Raw genomic sequence first — 24,889 nt, forward strand, 5'->3', positions numbered from 1 at the left:
GAACGATGTAGAATATGAGTTTAGAGCTCGACGCTTTATTGCAACCGATTACGGATGATTTACCTTGCGGTAGTGATTTTTCATTTTCAAATGATTTTCATGCAATTAAAAAAGCTAAAACACAAGATGACCCGCTATTGGATCAAGGCGACTGGATCGCAGAACCGAAACAGGCAGATTGGGGCTTTGTGCACCAAAAATCGTCAGATCTACTTCGCGAACATACAAAAGATATTCGCTTATATGGTTGGTTGCTTGAAGCGTGGACTCACATTCATGGTTTTGAAGGGATTGCCAAAGGGATTGAACTTACACAAAAAAGTTTGCAAGACTTTTGGCTACAACTTCATCCTGAAATTGAAGATGATGACCTTGATCAACGTCTAGGTTTATTACAAGGGATAATTAATCAAATCCCAACATTAATTAAATCAGTTTCAATCGTTCATGGCGCGGCAGCTTATTCCCTATCCGACTATGATCGACTACTTCATGTTCAAAACCAAAGACGTAAATCCAACCATGAAGATGATGATCAAGAAGAGTCTTTTAATGGTATGGAACAGTTTGAACATGCCTTGTTCAATACGTCAAAATCAATTCAATACCAGTATTACCAACAGTTTTTAGATATTTTAAACCATTGGGAAAACTTAAAAACGACTCTTGATGATTTGATGGGTTTAGATGCGCCAAGCTTTGCTGGCATTGACTCTCAAATCGAAATGATTCACTTGAGCTTAAAAAAAATCTATAAAGCAGATGCTTTTATCAATTCATCGAGCGCTGAACAGGTTCAATCAAATTCTCCAATTGAAAGCCAGACACTTTCCACTGTAACTTCCGTGCAGAATGATATGCAAATAATACAACAACAGCATACACAGCAGTTTAAACCTCAAGTGCAAAATCATCTTGAAAATCGTGAACAAGCCATGAAAGTCTTGCAAGATATTGCTGACTATTTTCAAGTGAATGAGCCGCATAGCCCTGTCAGTTATATGCTGCAAAAAACCATTAAATGGTCACAAATGCCTCTACATGAATGGTTAACTCATGTGATTAAGGATGAAAACCCTCTTGAAGCTGTACAAGAAATGTTAGGTGTTCAGCAACAAAGCAATGAATCGAATAGCGACTGGTAAAAACAATGTTTAAAGCAGAAAAAATTTTATGGGGTGAAGGATTATTTTTACGCCCACAACACTTTCAATTACAAGATGCTTATCATGAACAGCGTTTAAACCATACGGTTCGCGCAACGATACCGTTCGCTTATGGTATTCAAAGTTTAATTTTTGATGAATCGCAACTCAGTACCAACACATTAGCTTTGAATAAAGTCGAAATGATTTGGCAAGATGGTGAGATTTATCAAGCACCTGCACAAGATTTATTACCTGAGCCTGTACTACTTGATTCATTAAATTTACGCGGTGAAATGCAAATTTATTTAGCATTACCGATTGTTCAACCGAATAAACGAAACGTCAATTTTGAAGAAAATACCCAATCGAGTCGCTATCATTCACATTTGACTGAAACTCATGATTTGTTTACAGATGCGACGGCTGCTGAAATCACTTTATTACGCCGCCGTGCAGAGTTTAAAATCTTTGAATTAGGCCAAGAACCACAGCACAATCTTGATGGTTTTCTTTACATGCCTATAGGCCGAATTAAGCGCCAAAGTTCTGGTAATTTTGTTTTAGATTATCAATTTATCCCGCCAATATTACATATTAGTTCGTGTGATTCACTGATTACCGGGCTTAAACGAACGCTCAATATTATCAAAGCTAAAATTAAAACCATTCAATCGAATAATCGTGAAAACGAACAAAAGTTAATTGAATTCCGTTCTGGTGATATCGTTTCATTTTGGTTGGTTAATGCGCTGAATACTGCACATGCGACCTTAAATCATTTATTGCAATATCCACTGATTCATCCTGAACGTTTATATTTTGAATTATTACGTCTGACAGGTTCTTTACTCACCTTCTCTACAGCTTATGAAGTAGATCAACTCCCACAGTATCAACATCATAATTTGCAAGAAAGTTTTGCTCAATTAGATGTGATTTTACGTGAGTTGCTCGATACGATTATTTCAAATCGATATATCAGTATTAACTTGAAAGAAACGCGTCAATCCTACTGGGTGGGCAGCCTTGAAAGTGACAAAATTACTCGCGATTCTCGCCTGTATTTAGCTGTTTCAAGTAGTGTGATGCCTACACATGACATTATTTCTTATGTACCGCTGCGCTTTAAAGTCGGTAATACCATTGATGTTGAACAGCGTGTCATGGCGGCATTACCGGCTGTGCCATTGCAACATATGATGCAAGTGCCAACAGCAATTCCGGTACGTTCAGGTGTTAGTTATTTTGAAGTTGAGCCAAATAATGATTTGTATCAGCGTATGCTTGATTCTGAATCGATCTGTGTTTACATACCAGCTGGCTTCCAAGATATCTCGATTGAACTTATTGCAGTGATGAATGGTTAAGGAGCAATCATGAATATTTCAAATAATGCCCCTTCACTTTTTGACGACGGTCAAATTGGATTAGGCTCTTCAAAACCAAGTGCTGAACCGAAAATCAACAGTTCAACCAATTTAGTTGATCTACTGCATGATGGTTTTTACATCGTATTCTTACTCAAAAATCAATATGTTCCATCCAGCCCTGAAAGTTTCAGGACAAAAATTATGGATCTATTAAACCGATTTGAAAGCCAAGCCCGTAAGCTTCAATTCAGCAATGAAGATATCACGGACGCAAAATATGCCTATTGCGCTTTATTAGATGAAACCATTGTCACCCAACAAGATGCACGCTTTTTTGATTTACAAAACAATTGGATGATGAATCCATTGCAATTAAGTCTTTTTGGTTCACAGCTTGCGGGTTACCGCTTTTTTGAAAATTTAGAGCAAATTCGTTCTAAGAATAAAGATCGTTTAGCAGCACTTGAAGTTTATCATTACTGCATGCTCCTTGGTTTTCATGGTAAATACCGACTTGAATCGATTGAAATGCTCAATTCACTCGTTGCACGTGTCGGTGATGAAATTGATTATATGAAAGGTAAAAAGGCGTTTTCGCCTTTCGCGGCACTGCCGGATCAAATTAAAAATATTATTCACCGTGAATTACCATTTTTTTGGATCATTATCTTTTGGGCATTGTTTGCTGTATTAGCATTTGGTGGACTGAAATATATGTTATCCAGCCAAAATAATCAGGCGTTATCACAATATCAAAATGTCATAACTGCACCATCGGAACAGGCTTATATCACCATTCATTTACCATAAGACTTAGACACCATGGCAAACGAAAAATCGAATAACGTTAGAATTTTACAGTCGACTCAAAAGAATAATTTACCGCCTTTAGCTCATGCTGCGATTGGCTTTCTTGTTGGTGCTGCGGTCATTATTGTTGTTGGCATGGGATATTTTTATCTAAGTTCTGACGATCAGCCTGCAAATACAGAAATGACTACTTCTGCCCCAACTGAAGACAAAGCTGAAACTGAGGCAACCACTGCACCCCGTCAAAGTGAAAATGAGCAATCTTCAGCTGAAAAAGCACTGCAAAGCGTTCATGCTACGGACGAAAAAGATCAGGATAATGGTTTATATTCGAATGATTTAGCTACTGCTTTCAATCATGGCAATACGGCTAAAGTGACTCAGCCTGTTCAAGCTGTAGCGAATAACCGTTCGCCTTTTGAAATTACCCAACCGCAGCGCCCTGTTGTAGCTGCTACAACAACCGTTAAACAACATATTCCAACTACATTAGTAAAACCAAAAGCTGCGCCAACAACAGCTAAGGTGACCAAACCTACAGAGCCTTCTACGAAAGCAGCAAAAGAAGAAGAACACTTTGAAGAACCGGTGGGTGGAACGCAAATTTCTGAAACCAAACGTCCGAAAGTGGTTGCTGCAACAAACACTGCTAATGCGACTGTGAGCGCTACAGTTTCCCCATGATCATCTTTTTGGTTAGCTGTTTCTTTGTCTTAGCACTGGTGACAGTGCTTTGTTTTTCTTATGAACTCAGAGTTAAAGTTCAGGATTTTTTCTTTCAAATCATTCCACAAAGTAAAAAAAGAATTCAACACGCCAAAAATTTTGCTTATGAACTGAACTATGCAGCAGCACCACAACAAATTCAATCACACTGGCATTTACAACAATGGTGGATTTTATTTGCAGGCTTCTTACTGTTTGCCAGTATTTTATTATTTGCTTTTACTCGCCCGATTACTGCAAGTAAAGTGGAAGCTGATTATTTGCGTAAAGTCGACCCACAAATTTACGCCATGCTTGATGGACAGGTTTTAGATGCGCCTCCTGAGGTTGAAGAATATCTTGTTCAAGAAGCGATCGCTGAAGAAGCAGCAATGATTGAGCAGCCATCTGTAATGGCATCAAGCTTTAACCCAGAAGTTCAAGATATCCATACGCATTCATACTCTAAGGATGTACCTTCAGCAGATCGTAAATGGCATAAAATGAACCCTCGTTATAAGCAGCGCTTATTAATGGTGTTTAAAATCATGCGTGAACAGCATGGTTATGAAATGGTTTTGCTTGAAGGTTATCGTAGTCCTGAACGTCAAAATAATTTAGCTACTAATAAGAATACAACTCGTGCCCGAGGCTTCCAAAGTTATCATCAATTTGGGTTAGCAGCCGATGTCGCCTTTAAACGCAATGGTAAAGTGGTCATTACTGAACGAGACCCTTGGGCTATGCGTGGTTATCAACTTTATGGTCAAGCCGCTGAGTCTGTCGGTTTAACATGGGGCGGACGCTGGAAATCTATTCAAGATTATGGTCATACAGAATATCGTATGCCAGGCCTGAAAAAAACTGCAGAGATGGCGGCATTACTCACCTCTGAAGGTCAGCTTCAAGCCAATAACATTTCGATTGAGTAATATTTCGATGTTGTGCCTGCAAAATATATTTGAAGGCACAACATATTAATCTAAATAATATTGTATTTGCTCTAAAACTTCAGTTGTTTTTTCTGCATGTAACCAATGGCCTGCACCTTCTATTTCTACAATTTTCGCATGTGGAAATTGATGTTCTATCGCCTTGATATGTTCCGCTTTTGAAATATAAGGTGACTGTCCACCTTTAAGGAACAATATAGGTTGTTGCCAAGTATTTCCGATACTTTCCCAACCAATAATTTGGTCATACTGTTTATACAACGCATCTACATTAAACAACCATTGTCCTTTACTAAACGATTTGAGTAGAAACTGTATAACCATATCCGAATGAATATACTCACGCATAATTTCAACCGCTTGCTGTCTAGATTGAATTTGTGCATTTTGTACAGCGATCAAAGCTTTAAATATTTCATCATGATGACGTTCTTGATATGCAAAGGGTGCGATATCCAATACAACAAGTTGCTCTACCCGCTCTGAGATTAAAGCCAATTGCATTGCGACCTTGCCTCCCATGGAATGGCCAATCACTGAAAACTTATCGATGCCAATTACATCTAATGTCTCAAGTACATCGTTTGCCATCTCACGATAATTCATTTCTGTACTTTGAGGTGATTTACCATGATTTCGTAAATCAAGCTGAATGACAGAATGTGAATTTTGAAAAGCTCTGGCAAGCATCCCTAAGTTACTGAGGCTGCCAAATAAACCGTGAATAAAGACTAGCGGGTGCGTTTCGCCTTCTAATTTTTGATGATATTCGTAATTTAGGATCATTTTTGAATACTTTGCTATGTTGATATAATGATGCCTAGTTGAATGAATGAAATCAAATGACAGTTAAAACTTATTAATCCTACTTAGGCTATTTTCAGGTGGCAATTAATTAACTTGCTTAGGCTATTTTTTAAGTGAAATAGCCAACCGCATTCAACCTAAAGGTTCTTTGTCTTTAATTTGCAGATTTAAAGTGATTAAAAGGAATTTTTAAATAGCGAATACCATTCCCTTCTGGTTTTGGAAATTTACCTGCATCCATATTGATTTGTATTGCAGGTAAAATCAGTTTTGGCATAGCCAAATTTGCGTCACGCTGAGTTCGCATTGTGACAAAATCTTCTTTTTTCGTACCAACGTGGATATGAATATTCTGCTGTTTTTGCGCATGCACACTGCTTTCGCAGCAGTATTTTGCATGACATAAAAACACGCGCATTTCAGGTGCTAACTGATAAATCTTTTGTACAGAGTCGAATAATACTGCCGCACTGCCCTTGGGAAAATCACAGCGTGCTGTGCCATAATCAGGCATAAATAAGGTATCACCGACAAAAACAGCATCATTACCAACCACATAGCTCAGACAAGTAGGTGTATGTCCAGGCGTTGGAATGTTATACGCATTTAGCTCACCGATTTTAAATACCTCATGATCTGCAAATAAATAATCAAAAGACTGATGTGAATTAAAATATTTCACATCAAAATTATAAATGGCGCTAAATTTTTACTGCACAATCTTAATCTTATTGATCATTGTAATTATGCCACCAAAAAACTGTTTTAAATATTGAGATGAGGTTAATTGATATGCGTGCACATGCATTTCTAAAACCTATTATATACTTAGGCTATTTTATTGAAGTAGCCAACTGCCCCCCCAGACCCATAAAGTTCTCGCCAATAAAAGTGGTTAGAAATGGATGCATATTTATCAGCCATAAAACAATATATGTTTTTATAACATATTATTAAAAAAAAGATGCAAGCTCGCCAGTCTAAATATTCATTCTGACATGCCTTTCCTGATTGAAAAATTTTACGTTTCAAGAGTGTTTAATTTATTTAGAATTAATTGATAAACTTAAAAGATCACGAAATATATCCTCGGAGATTTTTCAATAAAGGCTGTTTATTGTGAAGTTAATTGAAATAATAGATAATTTATAGATCAATACTGATATCGCTGAGTGCATCGCTCACCCACGTTAAAGCATCTGAACCCAATTCTATAATATTCGAACCAATTTCAGCTAAGTCAGTCAAATCTAGAGAAGATAAAGGATCAGATGATGTACTATTTTTTTGCTGTTCTTGTTCAGCTTGCTGCTCAATGGCTTGATCAAGATTAGTTTGATCTAATGGAGATGAGTTTGAATGTTGTTGTAATTCATAGTCGTTATTTTGCATAGATTCATCCTGTTATTTTGTTTTATATGATATTCAGTTGACATTAATTTGGCTCAAACTCTTTAAGCACCTTATCTACAAACCACCACGGTAAACGCTGAATACCAGAATTCATCTTTAAAATTTCAGCTTGTTCAATTTCCGCAATGAAAGAAGCATGCTGTCCATCGGCAGAGTTATCAAATAAATAACTTCGATCCGTTGATTCTACCGCCTGCATTAACAAATCCATACTTCTATAATAACGTTCGCGAATTTTTTGTTCTGGAACACCATGTCCACCCATTTTCACTCGGTACTGAACACGTGAAATATTGATAACAGGATCAATAGTGGAAACATAATATAGATAGGTTCTAAAGCCTTTTCTTTTTGCTTCGCGTAGAAATTCCACCTTGGAAATATGGGACATCACTGTTTCAAAAGTAAAACTAATTTTTAGTTCTAAAAACTGCAAACGGATGTAATCGATAATTCTTGCACAAAGATATGAGTCAATCTGATCTGGATGAAACTCAATTTTCCACGGATCTAATATCTGAGGTTTACGTGCTAATAGCGGAATAAATTCTCCATCAACGGGACGCTTTTTCGTATATAGAAAGTCAATTAGTGCTTCGGATTTTAAAGCGGGATGGTAATCCAACAAATTGAGCCTGTGTGAATGTTTCAGTTGAGCTTCGAGTTCATCCGCATTTAAATATGCCCCAATATGATGGGGCAATAAATATTCTTTAACTGTGCTTTTACCTGAACCATTTGGACCCGCGAACATTCTAATGCGAGGTTGTGGAGGCATGTATTAAACAATTTCCTCTGTTTTCTTTTTACGTTTTAAGATTTTTGGTAGATCATCCACTTGTACAAAATCGGCTGAAACATCTTTTAATTGTACTTCTTGACCATTTTGCAGACGTTGAACCAGTTGTAAACCTTTTACATAAACCACAGTGGATGACGCACTTGCTTGTTCAAAAGCATGGCGAAATGCATGTATAGCAAGGCTCGGGATCATATCGTCCTCATATTTGCTTGCTTTCAATACTGAAGTATAAGCTGTCATGTAAACAACTCCTCAAACATCAAAAATAATGTGTTCAATTATCTTATCATACTCGCAATATTTGTCTATTTTTCCATCAGCAATCCTGAGAAGAAATTGATAAAAATTCAAAGTGCATAAATCATTTGATTGTATTGCTCGAAAAGAATGTCGTATATAAGTCAATGTGTGTGGATAGTAAATCAAGAATTATGTAAAAGTTACCTACATTGGATTTATCACCCAATTAAGCATTTAATTTTTCACAAAAAAATAGCCACTTATTCAGTGGCCAAAAGAGAACGACATCAACAAGTTGATGTATTAGTACTGACCTATGCAACAGGACCAGGGATGTTTGTTGCATATAAATCGTTCTAACTTGATCATAATAATGTGATGGACTTATCATTTTAAGCATATTTCATATCATTTCCTGACAATCTGCATTTTCAATTTCTAATATTATTAGAAACTGCACCTATAGTGAATAATGCTGTAATAATTTTGAAATATTAGACCATTTCGAATTATGAAAAATAGAACAAAATGAAAGAAAGTTAGACTAGAGCCCAAAAGTTTTAGAAGAGAAATTTAAACCTAAATTATTTTGTAGGACTCGAACAAAATGCACTTTCGTTTAAGCCAGATGACTGCATACTCTGTTGCTGTTGTTGTAAATAGTGCTGTGAAGCCACTCGCATTAGATTGGCCATTTCAAGAGCTGAGTTTTGCTGAGAAATTTCTAAAATCTGTCGATATGCATTCAATCTTAAACAAAAAGCTTGAGTTTGCTGCTGACCCGTTGCTGTAGATGCAGGATCATCCAAAATAGCTTTGGTTGAATTAATTTGCTCAGTATATGCTTTTATCTGAGCATTATATTCAGCTTGAGTCAGTTGTGGAGTAACCGCTTCATTCACATTTGCACATGCTACAGAAGCAGTAAACACAGAGAAAATAAGGACATAAAGTTTATACATCAACGGAGAATGCATAAATTAAGCCTCATCACCTTCTTTCCAGACATCTTCATAATCATCAGCATCGATCATAAAACGATAACCTACATCCAAAGCTAAATACGGTAGCACTTCAGGCACGACATCTTGCAGTTTACGCACAGTCATTGTTTCAAAGTTATCTGCGCCTTCAAGCTCCCCGCCATAAATATACCAACTGACATTTTCATCACCTTCTGCAGGCTTACGAATACCGACTATTGGATCTTTATTTAAGGTATGGACAGCCACAGCAATTACATCATCGCCTTGCACTTCTACATATGCAGAACCCACTTCTTCACATAAAAGTTTTTGTTCTGCAATCAGTTCTGCCAAAGGTGATGAATTTTGCGTATGTTTTGCCATGGTTGTTCTCAGGCCATATAGGTTTCGGGCATTCTACCGTGAATTACACTTATATAGATAAATTTTTTCCGTGGGAAAGCATTCGAGCCTTGTTTTATTAATTCATTTATAGCAAAAGACTCAATGCAGTAGATTCCATGTAAAGATATAAACAGGAATAAAGGAAACTTAATTCAAGACATATACCGTTCAAACACAGAAATAGACGAATAAAAAATAGAATCAGTATGCAAACAGCAAGCTTCTTTACCACCACAGATTTAACTTTTGCCAATACCTGTACAAATTTGGACAAATACCCAATTTTCCAAACTTGCATGATTTATGAAAGAAATCGTCAATGCCTTGCACGCTTTATACATTCAAAACACTGACTAGAAAATACACAAGATGGTTAATACGCTTATATAAAGGTCTATAAAGTATGACTTAGCTACGCAATAAATGTTCATCATATCTAAAGCTGCCTACTTATAAGGAAATGCTCCCACAGAATATTCAATTCACTGAGGCAAACAAACTATCTAGGTTGAGCCCTATCATTTATGAAAACATTTCATTGGTTTGGAAATATGCTGTATCAATCATAAAAAAAATAAACTATCTTTTAATTTTTATATACTTAGCATACAGACTTGCTTTATTCTTTTAAATAACTCGCTTGAAAGCTGAGAGCAATTTAGATTTCTTTATGCACAAATAAATTAAACCTTAGAATTTTTAATGCGCTGAATAAATACTATCTTTACGACTATGCATGCGTAGGCAGTTCAACTGACGATCTATAAGACAAATGTACAGGCCATCTCACCTTTCAGATCATTTGTACTGGTTATTGCTAAACGTACGCACCACGATAAAGCAAGTTTACACAAAAGATATCAACAGTTTTAGCCAATTGGGTTTAAAATGATGTCCTACAATATAATGATAAAAATGTAATCTTTTAACATTGCCAATTCTCTGCAAAGTTCGCATTATATAGCCCATTCTCGGCACATGCTTTTCACGTCAATTCAAAGAAATTATAAAAAAAATGTGGAATTTTATGCCATAATGAGCAAACTTTGCAGGTATCTTGCAAAGTAAATTTGCAACTTTTTATTGGAGCAGGCTGAATGAGCTCGACCATTTTGGTCATTCATGGACCGAATCTCAACTTACTGGGAAAACGTGAACCCGAAGTTTATGGCTATCTAACACTCGAAGATATCAACCAAAAACTGATTTCACAGGCTCAAAACGCTTCCATTTCTCTCGACACTTTCCAAAGTAATTGGGAAGGCGCTGTCGTCGACCGAATTCATCAAGCGCAACAAGAAGGCGTTCAATTCATCATTATTAATCCAGCAGCCCTAACACATACTTCGGTTGCTGTGCGTGATGCCCTTCTAGGTGTAGCCATTCCGTTTATCGAAGTACATCTATCAAATGTCCACGCTCGCGAAGCATTTAGACATCACTCCTATCTATCTGATAAAGCCGTTGGCGTTATTTGTGGTTTAGGTGCAAAAGGTTATGCCGCAGCACTAGACTTCGCCATCGAAAAAATTCAACCAACTTCTCAATCTTAATTAGGAATACTGTTCATGGATATCCGTAAAATCAAGAAACTCATCGATTTGATGATTGAATCTGACTTACAGGCGATTGAAGTTAAAGAAGGCGATCAATCGATTGCTCTAACTCGTCGCAATCCAGTAGTTGCTGCCGCTGCGCCTGCTATGGCTGCTCCTGCCGCTGCGCCTGCTGCACCTCGTTCACCACGTGGTGCTGTTGAGCCGTCTCCTATGGTTGGTGTGTTCTATGCTGCGCCAAATCCAGGTGAAGCACCATTTGTGAAAGTTGGTCAAACTGTATCTGCTGGTGAAACACTCGGTATCATCGAAGCAATGAAAATCATGAACCCAATTGAAGCAACTCAAAGCGGTGTAATTGAAGAAATTTTGGTTAAAAATGGCGAAGTGATCCAATTCGGTCAACCATTATTCCGCTATCGCGCTTAAGACCACGGGGAATCACAATGTTGCAAAAAGTTTTAATTGCAAACCGTGGTGAGATTGCGCTCCGCATCACCCGCGCTTGCAAAACTTTAGGAATTAAAACCGTAGGGATTTATTCCGATGCCGACAAAGACCTAATGCACTTACGCTTCTGTGACGAAGCAGTGTGTATTGGACCAGGTGCCAGCAGCGAAAGTTATCTCAATATCCCTGCCATTATTACAGCGGCTGAAATCACCGGTGCAGATGCCATCCATCCAGGTTATGGTTTCTTATCTGAAAACGCTGAGTTTGCTGAAATTGTAGAAAACTCAGGTTTTATCTTTATCGGTCCGCGTCCTGAACACATTCGCTTAATGGGGAACAAAGTTTCTGCCATTATTGCGATGAAAAAAGCCGGCGTACCGACTGTTCCGGGTTGTGACCATGCTGTAACGATTCACAATGCATTGGCAGAAGCCAAAGAAATTGGCTTCCCATTGATCGTAAAAGCTGCTTCTGGTGGTGGTGGTCGTGGTATGCGTATCGTTGAACGTGTGGACACACTACTCGAATCTGTACAAGCTGCTCAGCGTGATGCGGAAATGTGGTTTGGTGACGATACCGTTTATATGGAACGTTTCCTTCAAAAGCCACGCCATGTCGAAGTGCAAGTTCTTGCAGATGGTAATGGCCATGCAATTCACCTTTATGATCGTGACTGTTCATTGCAACGTCGCCATCAAAAAGTGCTTGAAGAAGCGCCTGCACCGGGTTTACCTGAAGAAGCACGTGCGCATATTCTTGAAGCATGTGTAAATGCTTGTAAATTAATGCAATACCGTGGTGCTGGTACATTTGAGTTCTTATTTGAAGAAGGTGAATTCTTCTTTATTGAAATGAATACTCGTGTACAAGTAGAACATCCTGTTACTGAGCAAGTAACTGGTGTGGATATTATCGAGCAACAATTACGCATTGCTGCTGGCTTAGGTTTGGATCTTCAACAAGAAGATATTCAACTTAAAGGTCATGCGATTGAATGTCGTATTAATGCAGAAGATCCATCTACATTTATGCCTTCACCGGGCAAAATCGATCATTTCTATGCACCGGGCGGCGCAGGTATCCGACTAGATTCTCATATCTATCAAGGATATAGTATCCCGCCATACTATGATTCAATGATTGCAAAACTCATTGCGCATGGTAAAGATCGTGAAACCTCTATTGCGCGCATGAAACAAGCTCTAGAAGAGATTATCTTAACTGGCGTGAAAACCAATATTCCGCTACATAAAGATTTGATTCTTCAAGATAAAAATTTCTGCGAACAAGCTATGGATATTCACTATCTTGAAAAGCATTTATTGAAGAAAGTCGAAGGACATGAAGATAAATAAATCTTCAGCGTCAAAAAAACCACTCAAATGAGTGGTTTTTTATTTTCATAAGAAAGATCTATAGTCATGCTTAAGGCAAAACTCGACGCAATGTCGCAAAACACTGCTGAGCCTGATCATTGGCACAGAAATTAATAACCGATGGACTTTTCCACTTTACAAAGTACTGTGAAATTTCGCCGGTTTGATCTTGAATATTGCCCGAACAATCCATCTGATTATTGTCATATTTCACTTGTAAAATCAGTGCTGGAATTTGCACATTCGGATCTTGCGCAGGTTGATAGTCATATACTCCAGATGACCACTCTTCACCGCTTTTGATCACAACATCATTATTGCTCTTAAAATTATAATATTCAACGCACTTTTTATTGGTCGGAATTTCCATACCCCATAAGCCGACCAATTCAGAACGTGTTGTCACCCTAAAGCTATTCACCGCTTCAACTTGATTTTTAGCCTCTGAATTTTGAGTTGTATTCTTATTATCTGCCGCCATCACCAACGATGAACTCAACATGAGTAAAACTGTAAGATATGCTATTTTCATACATTTAATCAGTCATATAAATCATGCTCTTAAAGTAACACATTTTTTTACAAATCCGCGGTTTATCACATTTTCATAACAATCATTTTTCCTATTTATCCAAAAAATCAATCTCGGTTAACGAAACTACAAATCAGCTAAATGCCAAACAAATCACACTATTTACAATAAAATAATATAAAAACTTTTTTATCGTTTAATATACGAAAAAAACGAATTCTCCCATATTTAACCTAGGCTTACATAAGCTAATGAAACTGCATTCGAATAGTCTTGCTCCGCTTAATGCACGCCACAGCATGGCTTTTGTCATAGTCGCTGCAGTTATTCTTTGCTGCTGCTTAATCGGTATTTTCACCCGCCCATTAAGCTATTTAGCGATTTTTTGGCCTGCGAATGCAGTATTGTTAGCAATATTCTTAAGGTTCCCTAAACTGAGTAATCTGGGAGGATGGTTAGGTGCATTTACCGGTTATATGCTCGCAGATTTAGTGACGGGCAATTATTTCCAACTCACTTTATTTCTCACTTTTTCAAATTTAACCAACAGCATGGTATCGCTATTTTTTATGCGATATTTTCAGGTGAACTATCAAAACTATAATAAAGGTTTCACCTTTCTGACCATGATTGTCATCATCGCTTGTGGTGGATGCCTTGCAGGTGCTCTTTTTGCTATTTTCACTGTGCCTTATATCCCCAACACGTTTATGTCGACCGATAGATTATCGATTGATTTTGGTATGTGGTGGATTACTGAAATATTAAATGCGCTGATTATATTACCGCTTATTCTGTCTTTTCCTAAACTGGCCGATCTTAAACTTTATTTCAAAGATCGACGTCATCAAAGCTTTCAGATCAATAAAATATTTCCGGCAATTGCAGTTATCTTCTGTGTATTTTTAACAGCTGTTTCTGCATCTCTACCCTTTAGCGGCTCTAATTTGGGCAGCATTAACCTATCGCTTATTTACCTTATCCCTAATTAATGCCGTGGTAATTTTAGCGACCTATTACAATTTAAATGCGTTCTACTTACACGATTCTTCATTAGCCTATTTATCGACAGCAATTTCAGTTCGTATTGGCCTAGCCATGCTGATTCTCTCGCCGTTGATTCTTTGTATTATTAGCCGAAATCGGCACGAACTATATAAAGAGGTTTTATACCTTGCAAATCATGATAGTTTAACGCATGCGATGAATCGTCGATATTTTTTCGAGCAAGGTGAGCTTTACCTACAAAACCAAATTCAGCTTAACTTTTCCATTATCATGATGGATATTGATCATTTTAAAAAATTAAATGATCAATATGGGCATTATGTCGGTGACCAAGTTTTACAAGAATTTTCGAGTATTGTGCGTAAGAATTTACGTGAAACTGATTTATTTGCACGAATTGGGGGAGAAGAGTTTAGTGTATTACTCACGAACATTGCTGCAACTGAAGCTCAAGGTATTGCTGAACGCATCCGAAAAGTCTTTGAAACTACACCTATCATCATTGATGAACAAAATACGATTTATATTACGGTGAGTATTGGTCTGATTCATCAGTCTTTGCCCAATGCTCCAAGTTTGCAAAGTATGATAAATCAAGCCGATCAGGCCTTATATCAAGCTAAAGAGCTCGGCCGTAATCAGGTGATTTTAGTTCATTGAGATTTATCAAAATACTGAATTGTTTTAAGTTGGCTTTTGGATCGTTTTAGGCAAGCCCACGACCAAAAACATGGCAGGTATAACCGCCAGTCCTGCGATCATAAAAATAACGGGTCCCGAAAGCATGTCCCAATATCGACCTGCTAAAATACTGCCACTCGCAACACCTAAGCCCCACATGGTACTGTATAGCGCTTGACCACGCCCTTGTTGACTTGCGGTAAAATTTTGAAAAATGATTCGCATAGCGATTAAGTGGAATAATCCAAAACTAAAGGCATGAATCGTTTGCGCAGCAAATTGAGTGATAAACACCGTCGGATATAAGCCTACAATCAACCATCGCATCCCTGTTAGCCCCAAACAAATGAGCACTAAGTTACGCCAAGAATATCGATTAAAAAAGACATTGGCATAGGCAAACATAATGATTTCCGCAATGACTCCGACAGACCATAAAAAACCGATTTGGCTCGTCGAAAAATCAGCCTGCATAAGGTAATTGCTATAAAAACTATAAAACGGTGCATGCGAAAAGAGCAGAAAAAATTCAATGATAAAAAAACTCGCTACAGCTGGTCGTTTTAAGATAGGCCAAAGTGGTTCAAGTTTTTTCTGTGAAGATGGTGCAGTAGCGGGCTCTTTAATCGTAAATGACCAAATAAATGCGAGAAATGCAATGCATAACAACATGATAGGTAGCATTGAAACAGGTATTATTTCTAGCAAAGCCCCTATTCCAAATACCCCAACAATGAAGCCAACTGATCCCCATTTTCTGACTTTTCCATAAAGTTCTGCACGCCGCTCAGCTAAGCAAAATAAAGTTACTCCTTCAAACTGAGCCAATATAGCATTTTGAAAGAAACTAAAAACCAGCATGAGTAATGCAACAGACTGAAAACTGTTGGGAATTATAAAAATCAGAAACCAAATACAGGCTTCCATCCATGTTGCTATTCGGACTAAAAGCATGCGCTTGCCGGATTTATCTGCAATCCAACCCCAAATAAACGGTGCAAAAAAACGTGTGACAATTGCAATCGAAGATAAAATACCTATTTCTTGATAATTAAACCCTTGATCCTCTAAATACAAACTCCAATACGGCATGAATGTACCCACTATTGAATAATAGAAAAAGTAGAATCCACCTAGTTTTGTTTGGATTGGAATTGATTGCATTTGGTTGTATTCACTTGTATTTTCAAACACTTAAATAAGTTAATGGTTATATAAGATTGCTCTCATTTGGCTGTATTTGTAGCTCAACAGTCTACAAATTGCAAAAAAATATTTTTTTGATTTTTTGTAGACTGCTTTAAAAACTCATTAATTTTCACTATTTTATCACTGTTTTTCGCATAAAAGAAAAACCGCCCGAAGGCGGTTATTTTTGACGATGAAAGTTATAAATCTTTTGGAGTATTTATTTTATTGGCGGGCTAGAGATGGAAATAAACTCTCTACGATACGCTGGGTACTCCATAAACCAATTTCATGATGATGCATATGAGGTGCTAAATACTTTAGAAGTTTGTTGATCTTGTATCCTGTATTCGTACTTCCATCAAATTGTTTCTTAAGCTCAGCCATTTCATGGTTCGCTAAATAACTAAATGAATTGGTCTCTAGGAAGTTTTTTACAAACTCATTATTTACTTGATTTTGCTTAGGATCTATAGATTTGCCAGCAATCCAATCATAAATAAAAGTTTTTTCAACAGCATTAAACACTCCAAACATTTTACCATCTTCGTCGTGAATCATCTGCCAAAACCTACTCTCTTCAGGTGGTCGATTCAATTTTATCCAGCCCATACGGACAAGTTCAAAAATAAACTCTTCAACACTATCATCTTCAGACAGCCATTCATTCGTTGTTTTATTATTAAACATGCACTTATTGCTATGCATGTGTTTACCAACGATCGCCTTTTTCTTAAATATTTCTAGCACCATCTTTTCAGTGCTTAAATTTTTAATTATCTGAACTGAACTCATTCCTTTGTTATTTAGGAGATAGCCGATTTTGAGTTTACGAATGAACTCATCTTTAGATCTGTACCTTGTAGAAAGTTTTTTAATGGCATTGGTCGCAAGCTGCGCATGCCCATTATCAAAATTATCTATCGTGATATGAACATTAAAATAGTGTGCATCAATTCCAAGTTCTTTTAACTCGTAATTGCTAATTAGCAAATGTAAAGGAAGTTGTTCATAGCCTAAATTAAAACCTGCTATCTCTGGTATAAACTCTGAAGGTGCATATGCAAGCGCAAGCTGTATTGCTGCCTGATGGTAATAGGCATCAGATAAGTTTAAAGATAGTTGATTCAAACCATGTGCCAGTAGTAGGTTGTCGTACATTCTCACGTGATTGGCTTTTTCTGAACCGAGACCAAGTTCCTCTAAATATATCTGAATAAAATCTCTAAATACTGGATCATTCCAATACTGAGTAAAGCTATATAGCCATGAACCATCCACTTTTTTGGTGGGTGCAACCTTGTATAAAAACTCATAAGCTTTACTAACTGATGAAAAATACTCTCTTCCTCCACCTTGCTTTCTTCTATCTAGGTATTCTTTATAATATTCACACTGTGTACGGTTATTATGATGAATCCAATCGATAAGATGATCTATCTCATTTGGCATCTCATCAATGTGTTCGAGAGTTATAATTTCATTTTCTAAAACCTTAAATGCCTTTAATTCTTTGGCTGAATTAGGTATTGAAGCATCTAAGAAGAACTCAACAATTTCGAAATATTTCTGATGATCTTTGGTTATTAAATTTAAGATTCTTTCTTTTACTGCTGTAGGCATTATAATTCTCACGCGGTAAATGATTCTTCTTAACCATAGTTCAGAAAATAAGTAGTATTTGTTAATTTTTTTTAATAAAATTTAACGCAATGTAATATTTTAAAAATTTTAATATATAAAACACACCTTTAGCATAATTTTTAACAAGTTTTTAAAAAGCAACATTTTTTTGATGTGACTTAATTCACATATTTATATTTAAATATCAATTATGATTCTTTTATAAAATATTCATAGGATAATTTATATGAAATCAATTTTTGACTTTATTTCTAAAAAACCCCTATCGATAACGCTATTTGAAAGTGCGAGTGCAGGTTATTTAGCATATAGAATTTCACAAGATAAAAACTCTGGAATACTTCTGGATGGTTCTATTGTTAGTTATGACTTACTATTCAAGAAGCGTATTTTAAATATAAAACAATCACTTATATACAAATATACTGCTGAATCCCCAGAAGTAACCACTCAAATGATTGTAAATGGAAAAAAATTATTCAAATCAGATATTTATATATCTTGCACTGGACTTTTAAAGCGCGGAGGATCCGAAAACAAATATAAACCAGTAGGTACTTTTTTCTATTGCATCTTCTTTAAAAAAAACTACTATAACTTCAGAATTAAAACTAAAGGAAAACCTAATACAAAATTAAATACTCTATATAAAGCTATTCTAAAATCACTCTCAAAAATATTAAAAAAATATTATTGTTAGCTTCATGTAATTAAAAATTATTTATTTATCCATATAAAACAGCACCGAATACATAATCTTTAAACACAATGAAACCTAATACAGATTATGTAACATCTTAAATATTTAAATTTATAATATTCATGTTACTAATAAATGATCTACTGTAATTGAGTAGATTATCTAATTAATCTTTAAAGGAACAGTATTATGTCTAATTATAACCAAGATCAAAATAATGATACTCGCTTACAGCACCAACGTGGCGATACTCAAAAACCTCAAAACCAACAAAATCAGCAGTCTGATCATCAACGTCAGCAGAATGATCAGCAACAACAGCAGCAACCCCAACATCAACAAAATCAACAATCTGATCAGCAGCGCCAGCAGAATGGTCAGCAACAACAGCAGCAACCTCAACATCAACAAAATCAGCAGTCTGATCAGCAGCGCCAGCAGAATGGTCAGCAACAGCAGCAGCAACCCCAACGCCAACAAAATCAGCAATCTGATCAACAGCGTCAGCAGAATGGTCAGCAACAGCAGCAGCAACCCCAACATCAACAAAACCAACAGTCTGATCAACAGCGTCAGCAGAATGATCTGCAAGACCAATAGTCAAAGTAACAACATTAATTTTTATTTGCAGAAGTAGCTCAGGGATCGCTACTTTTGCAATTTATTAAATAATTTATCGGAGTTATTACTATGAACGACCATCAAAATGAACATCCAATACATCATGACTGGCGCACGGATTACTCCAATAGACCGTACTATGGGGATCTGCAACGCGAAGTGCCAGATATAGATTATGACCGTGATCTAAGGTCAGCTTATGAGCTTGGTGAGCGCGAACGTCATTTGTACGGTGAAAATGCGCGTTTCGAAGATTCTGAGCCGGATTTACAAACCAAATGGGAAGAGTTTAAAGCAGATTCTCGCTTGAAATGGGAACATGCTAAGCATGCGATTAAGGATGCTTGGGATAAAATTTAACCCTGTATGTATGTAAAACTAGAATTAATAAATTGTATCAAATATGGACTTCATAAAAATAATTCTGCATGACACCTCTTTTAACTTTGCATTGGAAATTATTTTCCGATGCATCATTATGTTTATCTTAATTATTATTTTTTTAAGATTTTCAGGGAAAAGAGGTGTCAGGCAACTTTCAGTATTTGAGTTAGCTATTATTTTAAGTTTGGGATCTGCAGCAGGCGATCCCATGTTTAATGATGATATCCCCATCATTCAAGCACTCATAGTATTTGCAGTCATTATTCTTCTCTATAGATTAACTACATACCTCATCATGAAATCAGATTCATTTGAAACCATGTTAGAAGGTAGGCCAATGTATATCGTCAAAGATGGCTTATTGATTGTTGAAGATATCAAACAGGAAAAATATTCATATGACGAATTTTTTGCTGAGCTAAGGCAAAACAAAATAGAACACTTAGGGCAAGTCAAATCAGCATTACTTGAAACTGATGGGTGTCTAAGTGTGATTCCTTATGCCAAAGATAATATTAAATGGGGACTACCAATTTTTCCTGATCACTACCAAAAAGCAAAGCGTTTTGATTCTAAAACATACTATTCGTGCATGCTGTGTGGTCAAACACAATTTATTAGTTCTCTAAACGCTCAATGCCCCCGATGTAAATGTGAACGTTGGGCTGAATCTGCTTTTTATTGTGAAAGTAGCTCCAATCAACCATCAGATTGAACATAAAATAGACAATTTTTTACTTTAATTTTGCCAAGCATCTTTATTGTCTATATTAGCTTTATGCAATAGCAAAACCTTATCTAGCACATGTACTAAATAACATCAGACAAAGGGATGTAGCTCATGAAAAAATCAAATAATCCTAAAATTGATCAGTTTGAAAAAGAGGCATATGTAGACCCTAAAAATAAAACACTGACCTCATCTTTGGGTGTACCTGTAGCTGACAATCAAAACAGTTTAAAAATAAATCAGACTGGTCCTACTCTGTTAGAAGATTTTCTCTTACGAGATAAGTTAATTCACTTTGACCGTGAACGTATCCCTGAGCGTGTTGTGCATGCTCGTGGTGTTGGAGCGCATGGTTATTTTGAAGCTTATGAAGGCAACGAAAAATGGACTAAGGCTAAATTTTTGACTAATACTCAAAATCCAACACCAATCTTTGTCAGAATTTCTACAGTACAAGGCGGACGCGGCTCAGCTGATGTAGTCCGTGATGTACGCGGATTTTCTATCAAATTTTATACCGAAGATGGAAACTACGATTTAGTCGGTAATAACATTCCTGTATTTTTTATTCAGGACGCAATCAAGTTCCCTGACTTTGCCCACGCAGTGAAGCCTGAAGATCCGAATGAAGTTCCAACCGGTCAATCTGCGCATGATACTTTTTGGGATTTTATTTCTTTAAATACCGAAGCCTCTCATATGACAACCTGGGTGATGTCAGATCGTGCTATCCCACGGAATTTACGATCGATTCAAGGTTTTGGTGTACATACCTTCAGATTAATCAACAAAGAAAATCAGGCGCATTTGGTTAAATTTCACTGGACTCCTAAGCAAGGTGTTGCTCAAGTCGTTTGGGATGAGGCCTTAAAGCTTAATGGCAAAGATCCAGACTTCCATCGACGCGACCTTTGGGATGCCATTGAACGTGGCAATTATCCTGAGTGGGAATTAGGGGCACAGATCTTTACTGAAGAAGAAGCGGCTCAATGGGACTTTGATGTTTTAGATGCTACAAAGCTGGTACCTGAAGAGCTTGTACCTATTACCCCACTAGGTAAATTTACTCTAAATCGAAATACAGATGATTTCTTTGCAGAAACAGAGCAAGTTGCTTTCAGTCCAGCCAATATTGTTTCAGGAATTGATTTTAGTAATGATCCTTTATTACAAGGTCGTTTGTTCAGCTATACAGATACGCATCTGCACCGCTTAGGAACAGCAAACTTTAATCAAATTCCAATTAATAAACCGGTCTGCCCTTTCCATACCAATCGACGTGGCGGCTATGCAAACCATGAAGTCTATAAAGGTAAAGCGAATTATGAGCCTAACTCTGTAGATGAAAATTGGCCTAGAGAATCTAATAATGATCCGCATGCATTTCGAACCCATCCTGAACAAATCCAAGGCAGCAAGTTAAGAATTAGACCAGAAAGCTTCGCAGATCATTTCTCGCAAGCGACCATGCATTACCAAAGTCTTGCTAAGCATGAACAACAGCATATAAAGGATGCCTATGCATTTGAACTCTCAAAAGTGAAAGCTGTTAAAATTAGGGAACGAGTTGTAAATGAGGTGCTTGCAAATATTGATTTGGATTTAGCGAAATTTGTTGCAAATGAATTAGGGTTAGCTGCTCCGACTAAGCAAAATAAATCGGTTAAGAAAGCTACCATCGCTAAATCTGATCACTTAAGCACATTGGCATACCCTGCATCTGATATTAAGCAACGAAAAATTGCTCTGTTGGTGCACAACGGTGCTAATGCTTCCTCTATCGATGCAATCAAGACTTGGGGCGAATCAGAAAGTGCTGTAGTTGAAGTTTTAGCCCCTAATGCAGCGCCAGTTAAATCTAACGATGGTAAAGAAATTGCAGTTAATGGACGTCAAAATGGCGAACCTTCAGTTACCTACGATGCTGTCGTTGTTATTGATGGTGATAATCTAGATGAATTCCTGAATGATGGTGTAGCTAAACATTATGTATTGGAAACATTTAAGCATCTTAAACCTATAGTTTTATTGGGTGATAAAGAGGCTTTAATTAAAGAGCTTAGTCTGACTCAAGATGCTGCGCTTTTCACTTCACAAAGTTTCAAAGATGTCAGTGATCAATTTAAAACAGCGGTACAAAATCACCGTTATTGGGACCGTGAAGATAAGGTTGCTTCTATACCGGCCTAATTTAACTATGAATAAAAAAACCGCCCTTCTGGGCGGTTTTTTATCTATTGGTTCTTGGTTCTAACTAGATTTAAAAAATGTAGATGACGTTCGTATTGATCAATAACATCTTGCAAAATATCTTCTTGCGTCCATTCGATGATGTCATAATTTTGACCACCTTCCCTCAAAAACACTTCAGCTTGATAATCTTGCGTAATTTCATCTGAATCAGTCATAAAACTTGGTGTATTTTTTTCTTGAACAACCACTTGGTAAATAAAGTTAATCTCATCTTGATGGTTTACACGTAGCTGCAAGCCATCATCTATCGTGTTTACTGTCACATCTAAATGACGACGCTTAAACTCTTTCTGTAGATTTGAAAATGCCTGACTTACCGTTTTTTCAATATAATCTTCAACTTCTTTACGTGTATGCGGATAATGCATAATCAATCCTAAACGTTGTTGCCAACTTCTTGGATTATGAATTGCTCTAGGTGTAATACGTGCATCCTGTAATGCTTGCATCTTGGTTGCATCTAAATGTAGAGCCTTGACTAACCCCCAGCAAATTAAAAGCATTACGAAGGTGAATGGTAATGCACTCAACATTGTTGCAGATTGCAAAGCTCCTAAACCTCCTGCAAACAACAAAACAATCGCAAGTACAGCCATTAACGTTGTCCAAAACAATCGCTGCCAAGTTGGAGAGTTTTCAGATTTTGCAGTTAGATAGTCTGTAACAAGTGCACCAGAGTCAGCTGAAGTCACAAAAAATAGCATAACCAGTATAGTCGCCACAAAACTCATCAAGCCTGAGAAAGGCAAGGTCCCTAAATATTCAAATAATGCAACGGATGAATCTCGTTGCACTGCAGAAATCAGCGAGGTGTTCGCTTCGTTTAAAATACTATAGAGTGCAGCATTCCCCATGACTCCCATCCAGATCAGCGTAAAGCCTGTTGGAATAAGTAAAACACCTACAATAAACTCACGAATAGTACGTCCTTCAGACACACGCGCAATAAACATACCTACAAATGGTGACCATGAAATCCACCATGCCCAGTACATAATTGTCCAACCACCGATCCAACCATCAGACTGGTAGGCATATAAATTAAAGGTCATGTTGAATAAGTTTGAAAAATATTGCCCCGTGTTTTGGATAGTCGTTTGCAATATAAAAATGCTTGAACTAGCAAAAAATACAAATAGCAACAGCACTAAAGCTAGGCCCAGATTAATCTCTGATAATCGTTTAATACCCTTGTCTAAGCCCATAAATACAGATAAAGATGCCATAGCTGTAACAATGACAATTAAAATAAGCTGCGTCGTCGTTGAATATTCAATTCCGAATAAATAATTTAAGCCAGAGTTAATTTGGGTTACACCAAAACCTAATGTTGTTGCGACACCAAATACTGTACCGATGGTCGCAAAAGTATCCACACCATCTCCAATTGGACCATAAATTTTCTTTCCAATAAGAGGATATAAAGCAGAGCGAATCTTAAGAGGTAGATTATGTCTATATGCAAAGTAAGCTAAAGCTAAGCCCACAATTGTGTAAATTGCCCAAGCATGAAGTCCCCAATGAAAGAATGTTACACGCATGGCTTGCTGCGCTGATTGAATTGTTTCAGGTTCACCAGTTGGAGGTGAAACATAGTGCATCACTGGTTCCGCGACACCGAAGAACATTAAGCCAATGCCCATACCAGCTGTAAATAGCATAGCGAACCAAGAGCTATTACTAAACTTTGGCTGGCTATGGTCTAAACCAAGTTTAATTTTACCCATATTTGAACAGGCAATATAAATAAGCACTAAGAGAAAAATGGCTACAGATAGTACATAGAACCAACTGAATGAGTTTGTAACCCATTGATTCAGTTGTTTAGTTATTAAATCAAAAGCATTGGGAGCTAAAAATACAATGGCAATAAAAATGCCGATAATAACAACTGTGCTAATAAATACATTTGGATTCACATTGGAATACCATGACGGTTTCAATGAAGACATACCTTCCCTATTCCGTTTTATTTGTAAGACAGATCTGAATTGATCAAAGAGATATCCGCTATTTGCGGAAGAAACAGGCTTGTATTGAAAAGTGCTGGCATTTTCGTTTGAAAATTTAAGGCTGACTCATTCAAAGCCATTGCTTAGAGTTTGAGCATGTTATCATATTTTTAGATATATAATCCAATATTAA

The 24,889-nt window shown here is 36.9% G+C and carries 23 protein-coding genes and 2 pseudogenes; 14 read left to right on the forward strand and 11 right to left on the reverse strand.

Annotation, left to right across the window (positions count from 1 at the left end; translation table 11 throughout):
• Positions 1–14: 14 nt before the first annotated feature.
• From tssA to MST18_RS08175, 5 genes are read left to right on the forward strand one after another with little or no spacing between them, the layout of a single operon-like run.
• The gene (tssA, locus tag MST18_RS08155; RefSeq protein WP_078193367.1) at positions 15–1,145 is read left to right on the forward strand and encodes a type VI secretion system protein TssA; all 1,131 of its coding nucleotides are present in this window, start codon (positions 15–17) and stop codon (positions 1,143–1,145) included.
• A 5-nt stretch (positions 1,146–1,150) separates the two neighbouring features.
• Positions 1,151–2,515, forward strand: coding sequence for a type VI secretion system baseplate subunit TssK (tssK, locus tag MST18_RS08160; protein ID WP_180133788.1), 1,365 nt, complete (start codon positions 1,151–1,153; stop codon positions 2,513–2,515).
• Positions 2,516–2,524: 9 nt separating this feature from the next.
• Positions 2,525–3,328: a type IVB secretion system protein IcmH/DotU gene (gene icmH, locus MST18_RS08165; protein WP_078190778.1), complete on the forward strand. Its 804-nt coding sequence runs from the start codon at positions 2,525–2,527 to the stop codon at positions 3,326–3,328.
• Positions 3,329–3,340: 12 nt separating this feature from the next.
• Positions 3,341–4,012 (forward strand): hypothetical protein, encoded by a 672-nt coding sequence (locus MST18_RS08170; RefSeq protein WP_180133789.1) that lies wholly within the window; start codon positions 3,341–3,343, stop codon positions 4,010–4,012.
• Entirely contained in the window at positions 4,009–4,965 is a 957-nt protein-coding gene (locus MST18_RS08175) for a M15 family metallopeptidase (protein WP_180133790.1), read from the forward strand. Before MST18_RS08170 ends, MST18_RS08175 begins: the two co-directional genes overlap by 4 nt.
• A 45-nt stretch (positions 4,966–5,010) precedes the next feature.
• Here MST18_RS08175 and MST18_RS08180 read toward each other — a convergent pair whose 3' ends face one another.
• From MST18_RS08180 to MST18_RS08210, 7 genes and pseudogenes are all read right to left on the reverse strand, one after another.
• Positions 5,011–5,772, reverse strand: a complete 762-nt coding sequence (locus tag MST18_RS08180) for an alpha/beta fold hydrolase (RefSeq protein WP_180133791.1) — start codon at positions 5,770–5,772, stop codon at positions 5,011–5,013.
• A 175-nt stretch (positions 5,773–5,947) separates the two neighbouring features.
• Positions 5,948–6,610: pseudogene (locus MST18_RS08185) on the reverse strand (MBL fold metallo-hydrolase); the annotation flags it as partial.
• A 329-nt stretch (positions 6,611–6,939) separates the two neighbouring features.
• Entirely contained in the window at positions 6,940–7,185 is a 246-nt protein-coding gene (locus MST18_RS08190) for a hypothetical protein (RefSeq protein WP_180133792.1), read from the reverse strand.
• A 43-nt stretch (positions 7,186–7,228) separates the two neighbouring features.
• Positions 7,229–7,984: a zeta toxin gene (locus tag MST18_RS08195; RefSeq protein WP_257227541.1), complete on the reverse strand. Its 756-nt coding sequence runs from the start codon at positions 7,982–7,984 to the stop codon at positions 7,229–7,231.
• A gap of 3 nt (positions 7,985–7,987) precedes the next feature.
• Complete coding sequence (locus MST18_RS08200) at positions 7,988–8,248, reverse strand: hypothetical protein (RefSeq protein ID WP_180133793.1); 261 nt, start codon at positions 8,246–8,248, stop codon at positions 7,988–7,990.
• A gap of 584 nt (positions 8,249–8,832) precedes the next feature.
• On the reverse strand, positions 8,833–9,225 hold the full coding sequence (locus tag MST18_RS08205; RefSeq protein ID WP_180133794.1) for a hypothetical protein: 393 nt from the start codon (positions 9,223–9,225) through the stop codon (positions 8,833–8,835).
• Between the two features lie 3 nt (positions 9,226–9,228).
• Complete coding sequence (locus MST18_RS08210; protein WP_078190788.1) at positions 9,229–9,597, reverse strand: hypothetical protein; 369 nt, start codon at positions 9,595–9,597, stop codon at positions 9,229–9,231.
• A 1,118-nt stretch (positions 9,598–10,715) separates the two neighbouring features.
• On the opposite strand from MST18_RS08210, the gene aroQ reads away from it, so the two are divergent.
• The 3 genes from aroQ to accC are packed head-to-tail and all read left to right on the forward strand — an operon-like array spanning position 10,716 to position 12,982.
• Positions 10,716–11,171, forward strand: a complete 456-nt coding sequence (gene aroQ, locus MST18_RS08215) for a type II 3-dehydroquinate dehydratase (protein WP_078190789.1) — start codon at positions 10,716–10,718, stop codon at positions 11,169–11,171.
• Between the two features lie 15 nt (positions 11,172–11,186).
• Positions 11,187–11,603 (forward strand): acetyl-CoA carboxylase biotin carboxyl carrier protein, encoded by a 417-nt coding sequence (gene accB, locus MST18_RS08220; protein WP_078190790.1) that lies wholly within the window; start codon positions 11,187–11,189, stop codon positions 11,601–11,603.
• 17 nt (positions 11,604–11,620) lie between these two features.
• Positions 11,621–12,982, forward strand: coding sequence for an acetyl-CoA carboxylase biotin carboxylase subunit (gene accC / locus MST18_RS08225; RefSeq protein ID WP_111885487.1), 1,362 nt, complete (start codon positions 11,621–11,623; stop codon positions 12,980–12,982).
• Between the two features lie 70 nt (positions 12,983–13,052).
• Here the strand turns inward: accC and MST18_RS08230 are convergent, their stop codons facing one another.
• On the reverse strand, positions 13,053–13,535 hold the full coding sequence (locus MST18_RS08230) for a hypothetical protein (protein ID WP_078190792.1): 483 nt from the start codon (positions 13,533–13,535) through the stop codon (positions 13,053–13,055).
• 251 nt (positions 13,536–13,786) lie between these two features.
• Here MST18_RS08230 and MST18_RS08235 point away from each other — a divergent pair.
• Positions 13,787–15,203, forward strand: a pseudogene (locus tag MST18_RS08235) (diguanylate cyclase).
• Positions 15,204–15,227: 24 nt separating this feature from the next.
• On the opposite strand, the gene MST18_RS08240 reads toward MST18_RS08235, so the two are convergent.
• A complete protein-coding gene (locus MST18_RS08240; RefSeq protein WP_180133795.1) occupies positions 15,228–16,388 on the reverse strand; it encodes an MFS transporter in 1,161 nt (386 codons plus the stop codon).
• A gap of 249 nt (positions 16,389–16,637) precedes the next feature.
• Positions 16,638–18,035, reverse strand: a complete 1,398-nt coding sequence (locus MST18_RS08245; protein ID WP_180133796.1) for an iron-containing redox enzyme family protein — start codon at positions 18,033–18,035, stop codon at positions 16,638–16,640.
• A 247-nt stretch (positions 18,036–18,282) separates the two neighbouring features.
• Between MST18_RS08245 and MST18_RS08250 the strand changes: the two genes are divergently transcribed.
• The 5 genes from MST18_RS08250 (at position 18,283) to MST18_RS08270 (ending at position 22,681) form a co-directional block, all read left to right on the forward strand.
• Complete coding sequence (locus MST18_RS08250) at positions 18,283–18,756, forward strand: CinA family protein (RefSeq protein ID WP_180133797.1); 474 nt, start codon at positions 18,283–18,285, stop codon at positions 18,754–18,756.
• Between the two features lie 189 nt (positions 18,757–18,945).
• Positions 18,946–19,356 carry a hypothetical protein gene (locus MST18_RS08255; protein ID WP_180133798.1) on the forward strand — a complete coding sequence of 137 codons (411 nt, stop codon included), beginning with the start codon at positions 18,946–18,948 and terminating at the stop codon, positions 19,354–19,356.
• 84 nt (positions 19,357–19,440) lie between these two features.
• Positions 19,441–19,737 (forward strand): hypothetical protein, encoded by a 297-nt coding sequence (locus MST18_RS08260; RefSeq protein WP_078193446.1) that lies wholly within the window; start codon positions 19,441–19,443, stop codon positions 19,735–19,737.
• A 43-nt stretch (positions 19,738–19,780) separates the two neighbouring features.
• On the forward strand, positions 19,781–20,476 hold the full coding sequence (locus tag MST18_RS08265; protein ID WP_180133799.1) for a DUF421 domain-containing protein: 696 nt from the start codon (positions 19,781–19,783) through the stop codon (positions 20,474–20,476).
• Between the two features lie 126 nt (positions 20,477–20,602).
• Positions 20,603–22,681: a catalase gene (locus MST18_RS08270; protein ID WP_180133800.1), complete on the forward strand. Its 2,079-nt coding sequence runs from the start codon at positions 20,603–20,605 to the stop codon at positions 22,679–22,681.
• A 44-nt stretch (positions 22,682–22,725) separates the two neighbouring features.
• On the opposite strand, the gene MST18_RS08275 is transcribed toward MST18_RS08270, so the two are convergent.
• Positions 22,726–24,696, reverse strand: coding sequence for a choline BCCT transporter BetT (locus MST18_RS08275; RefSeq protein WP_180133801.1), 1,971 nt, complete (start codon positions 24,694–24,696; stop codon positions 22,726–22,728).
• Positions 24,697–24,889 lie beyond the last annotated feature (193 nt).

The organism is Acinetobacter sp. YH12068_T (genome assembly GCF_024606005.1).
GTDB classification, from domain to species: Bacteria; Pseudomonadota; Gammaproteobacteria; order Pseudomonadales; family Moraxellaceae; genus Acinetobacter; species Acinetobacter amyesii.

Coding starts and splice junctions, on each gene's coding strand:
- tssA (WP_078193367.1), top strand. CDS start 15: ATGAGTTTAGAGCTCGACGCTTTATTGCAACCGATTACGGATGATTTA.
- MST18_RS08245 (WP_180133796.1), bottom strand. CDS start 18,035: ATGCCTACAGCAGTAAAAGAAAGAATCTTAAATTTAATAACCAAAGAT.
- MST18_RS08255 (WP_180133798.1), top strand. CDS start 18,946: ATGTCTAATTATAACCAAGATCAAAATAATGATACTCGCTTACAGCAC.
- icmH (WP_078190778.1), top strand. CDS start 2,525: ATGAATATTTCAAATAATGCCCCTTCACTTTTTGACGACGGTCAAATT.
- aroQ (WP_078190789.1), top strand. CDS start 10,716: ATGAGCTCGACCATTTTGGTCATTCATGGACCGAATCTCAACTTACTG.
- MST18_RS08175 (WP_180133790.1), top strand. CDS start 4,009: ATGATCATCTTTTTGGTTAGCTGTTTCTTTGTCTTAGCACTGGTGACA.
- MST18_RS08205 (WP_180133794.1), bottom strand. CDS start 9,225: ATGCATTCTCCGTTGATGTATAAACTTTATGTCCTTATTTTCTCTGTG.
- MST18_RS08210 (WP_078190788.1), bottom strand. CDS start 9,597: ATGGCAAAACATACGCAAAATTCATCACCTTTGGCAGAACTGATTGCA.
- MST18_RS08200 (WP_180133793.1), bottom strand. CDS start 8,248: ATGACAGCTTATACTTCAGTATTGAAAGCAAGCAAATATGAGGACGAT.
- tssK (WP_180133788.1), top strand. CDS start 1,151: ATGTTTAAAGCAGAAAAAATTTTATGGGGTGAAGGATTATTTTTACGC.
- MST18_RS08275 (WP_180133801.1), bottom strand. CDS start 24,696: ATGTCTTCATTGAAACCGTCATGGTATTCCAATGTGAATCCAAATGTA.
- MST18_RS08190 (WP_180133792.1), bottom strand. CDS start 7,185: ATGCAAAATAACGACTATGAATTACAACAACATTCAAACTCATCTCCA.
- MST18_RS08195 (WP_257227541.1), bottom strand. CDS start 7,984: ATGCCTCCACAACCTCGCATTAGAATGTTCGCGGGTCCAAATGGTTCA.
- MST18_RS08270 (WP_180133800.1), top strand. CDS start 20,603: ATGAAAAAATCAAATAATCCTAAAATTGATCAGTTTGAAAAAGAGGCA.
- MST18_RS08170 (WP_180133789.1), top strand. CDS start 3,341: ATGGCAAACGAAAAATCGAATAACGTTAGAATTTTACAGTCGACTCAA.
- MST18_RS08240 (WP_180133795.1), bottom strand. CDS start 16,388: ATGCAATCAATTCCAATCCAAACAAAACTAGGTGGATTCTACTTTTTC.
- MST18_RS08250 (WP_180133797.1), top strand. CDS start 18,283: ATGAAATCAATTTTTGACTTTATTTCTAAAAAACCCCTATCGATAACG.
- accB (WP_078190790.1), top strand. CDS start 11,187: ATGGATATCCGTAAAATCAAGAAACTCATCGATTTGATGATTGAATCT.
- MST18_RS08265 (WP_180133799.1), top strand. CDS start 19,781: ATGGACTTCATAAAAATAATTCTGCATGACACCTCTTTTAACTTTGCA.
- MST18_RS08180 (WP_180133791.1), bottom strand. CDS start 5,772: ATGATCCTAAATTACGAATATCATCAAAAATTAGAAGGCGAAACGCAC.
- MST18_RS08230 (WP_078190792.1), bottom strand. CDS start 13,535: ATGAAAATAGCATATCTTACAGTTTTACTCATGTTGAGTTCATCGTTG.
- accC (WP_111885487.1), top strand. CDS start 11,621: ATGTTGCAAAAAGTTTTAATTGCAAACCGTGGTGAGATTGCGCTCCGC.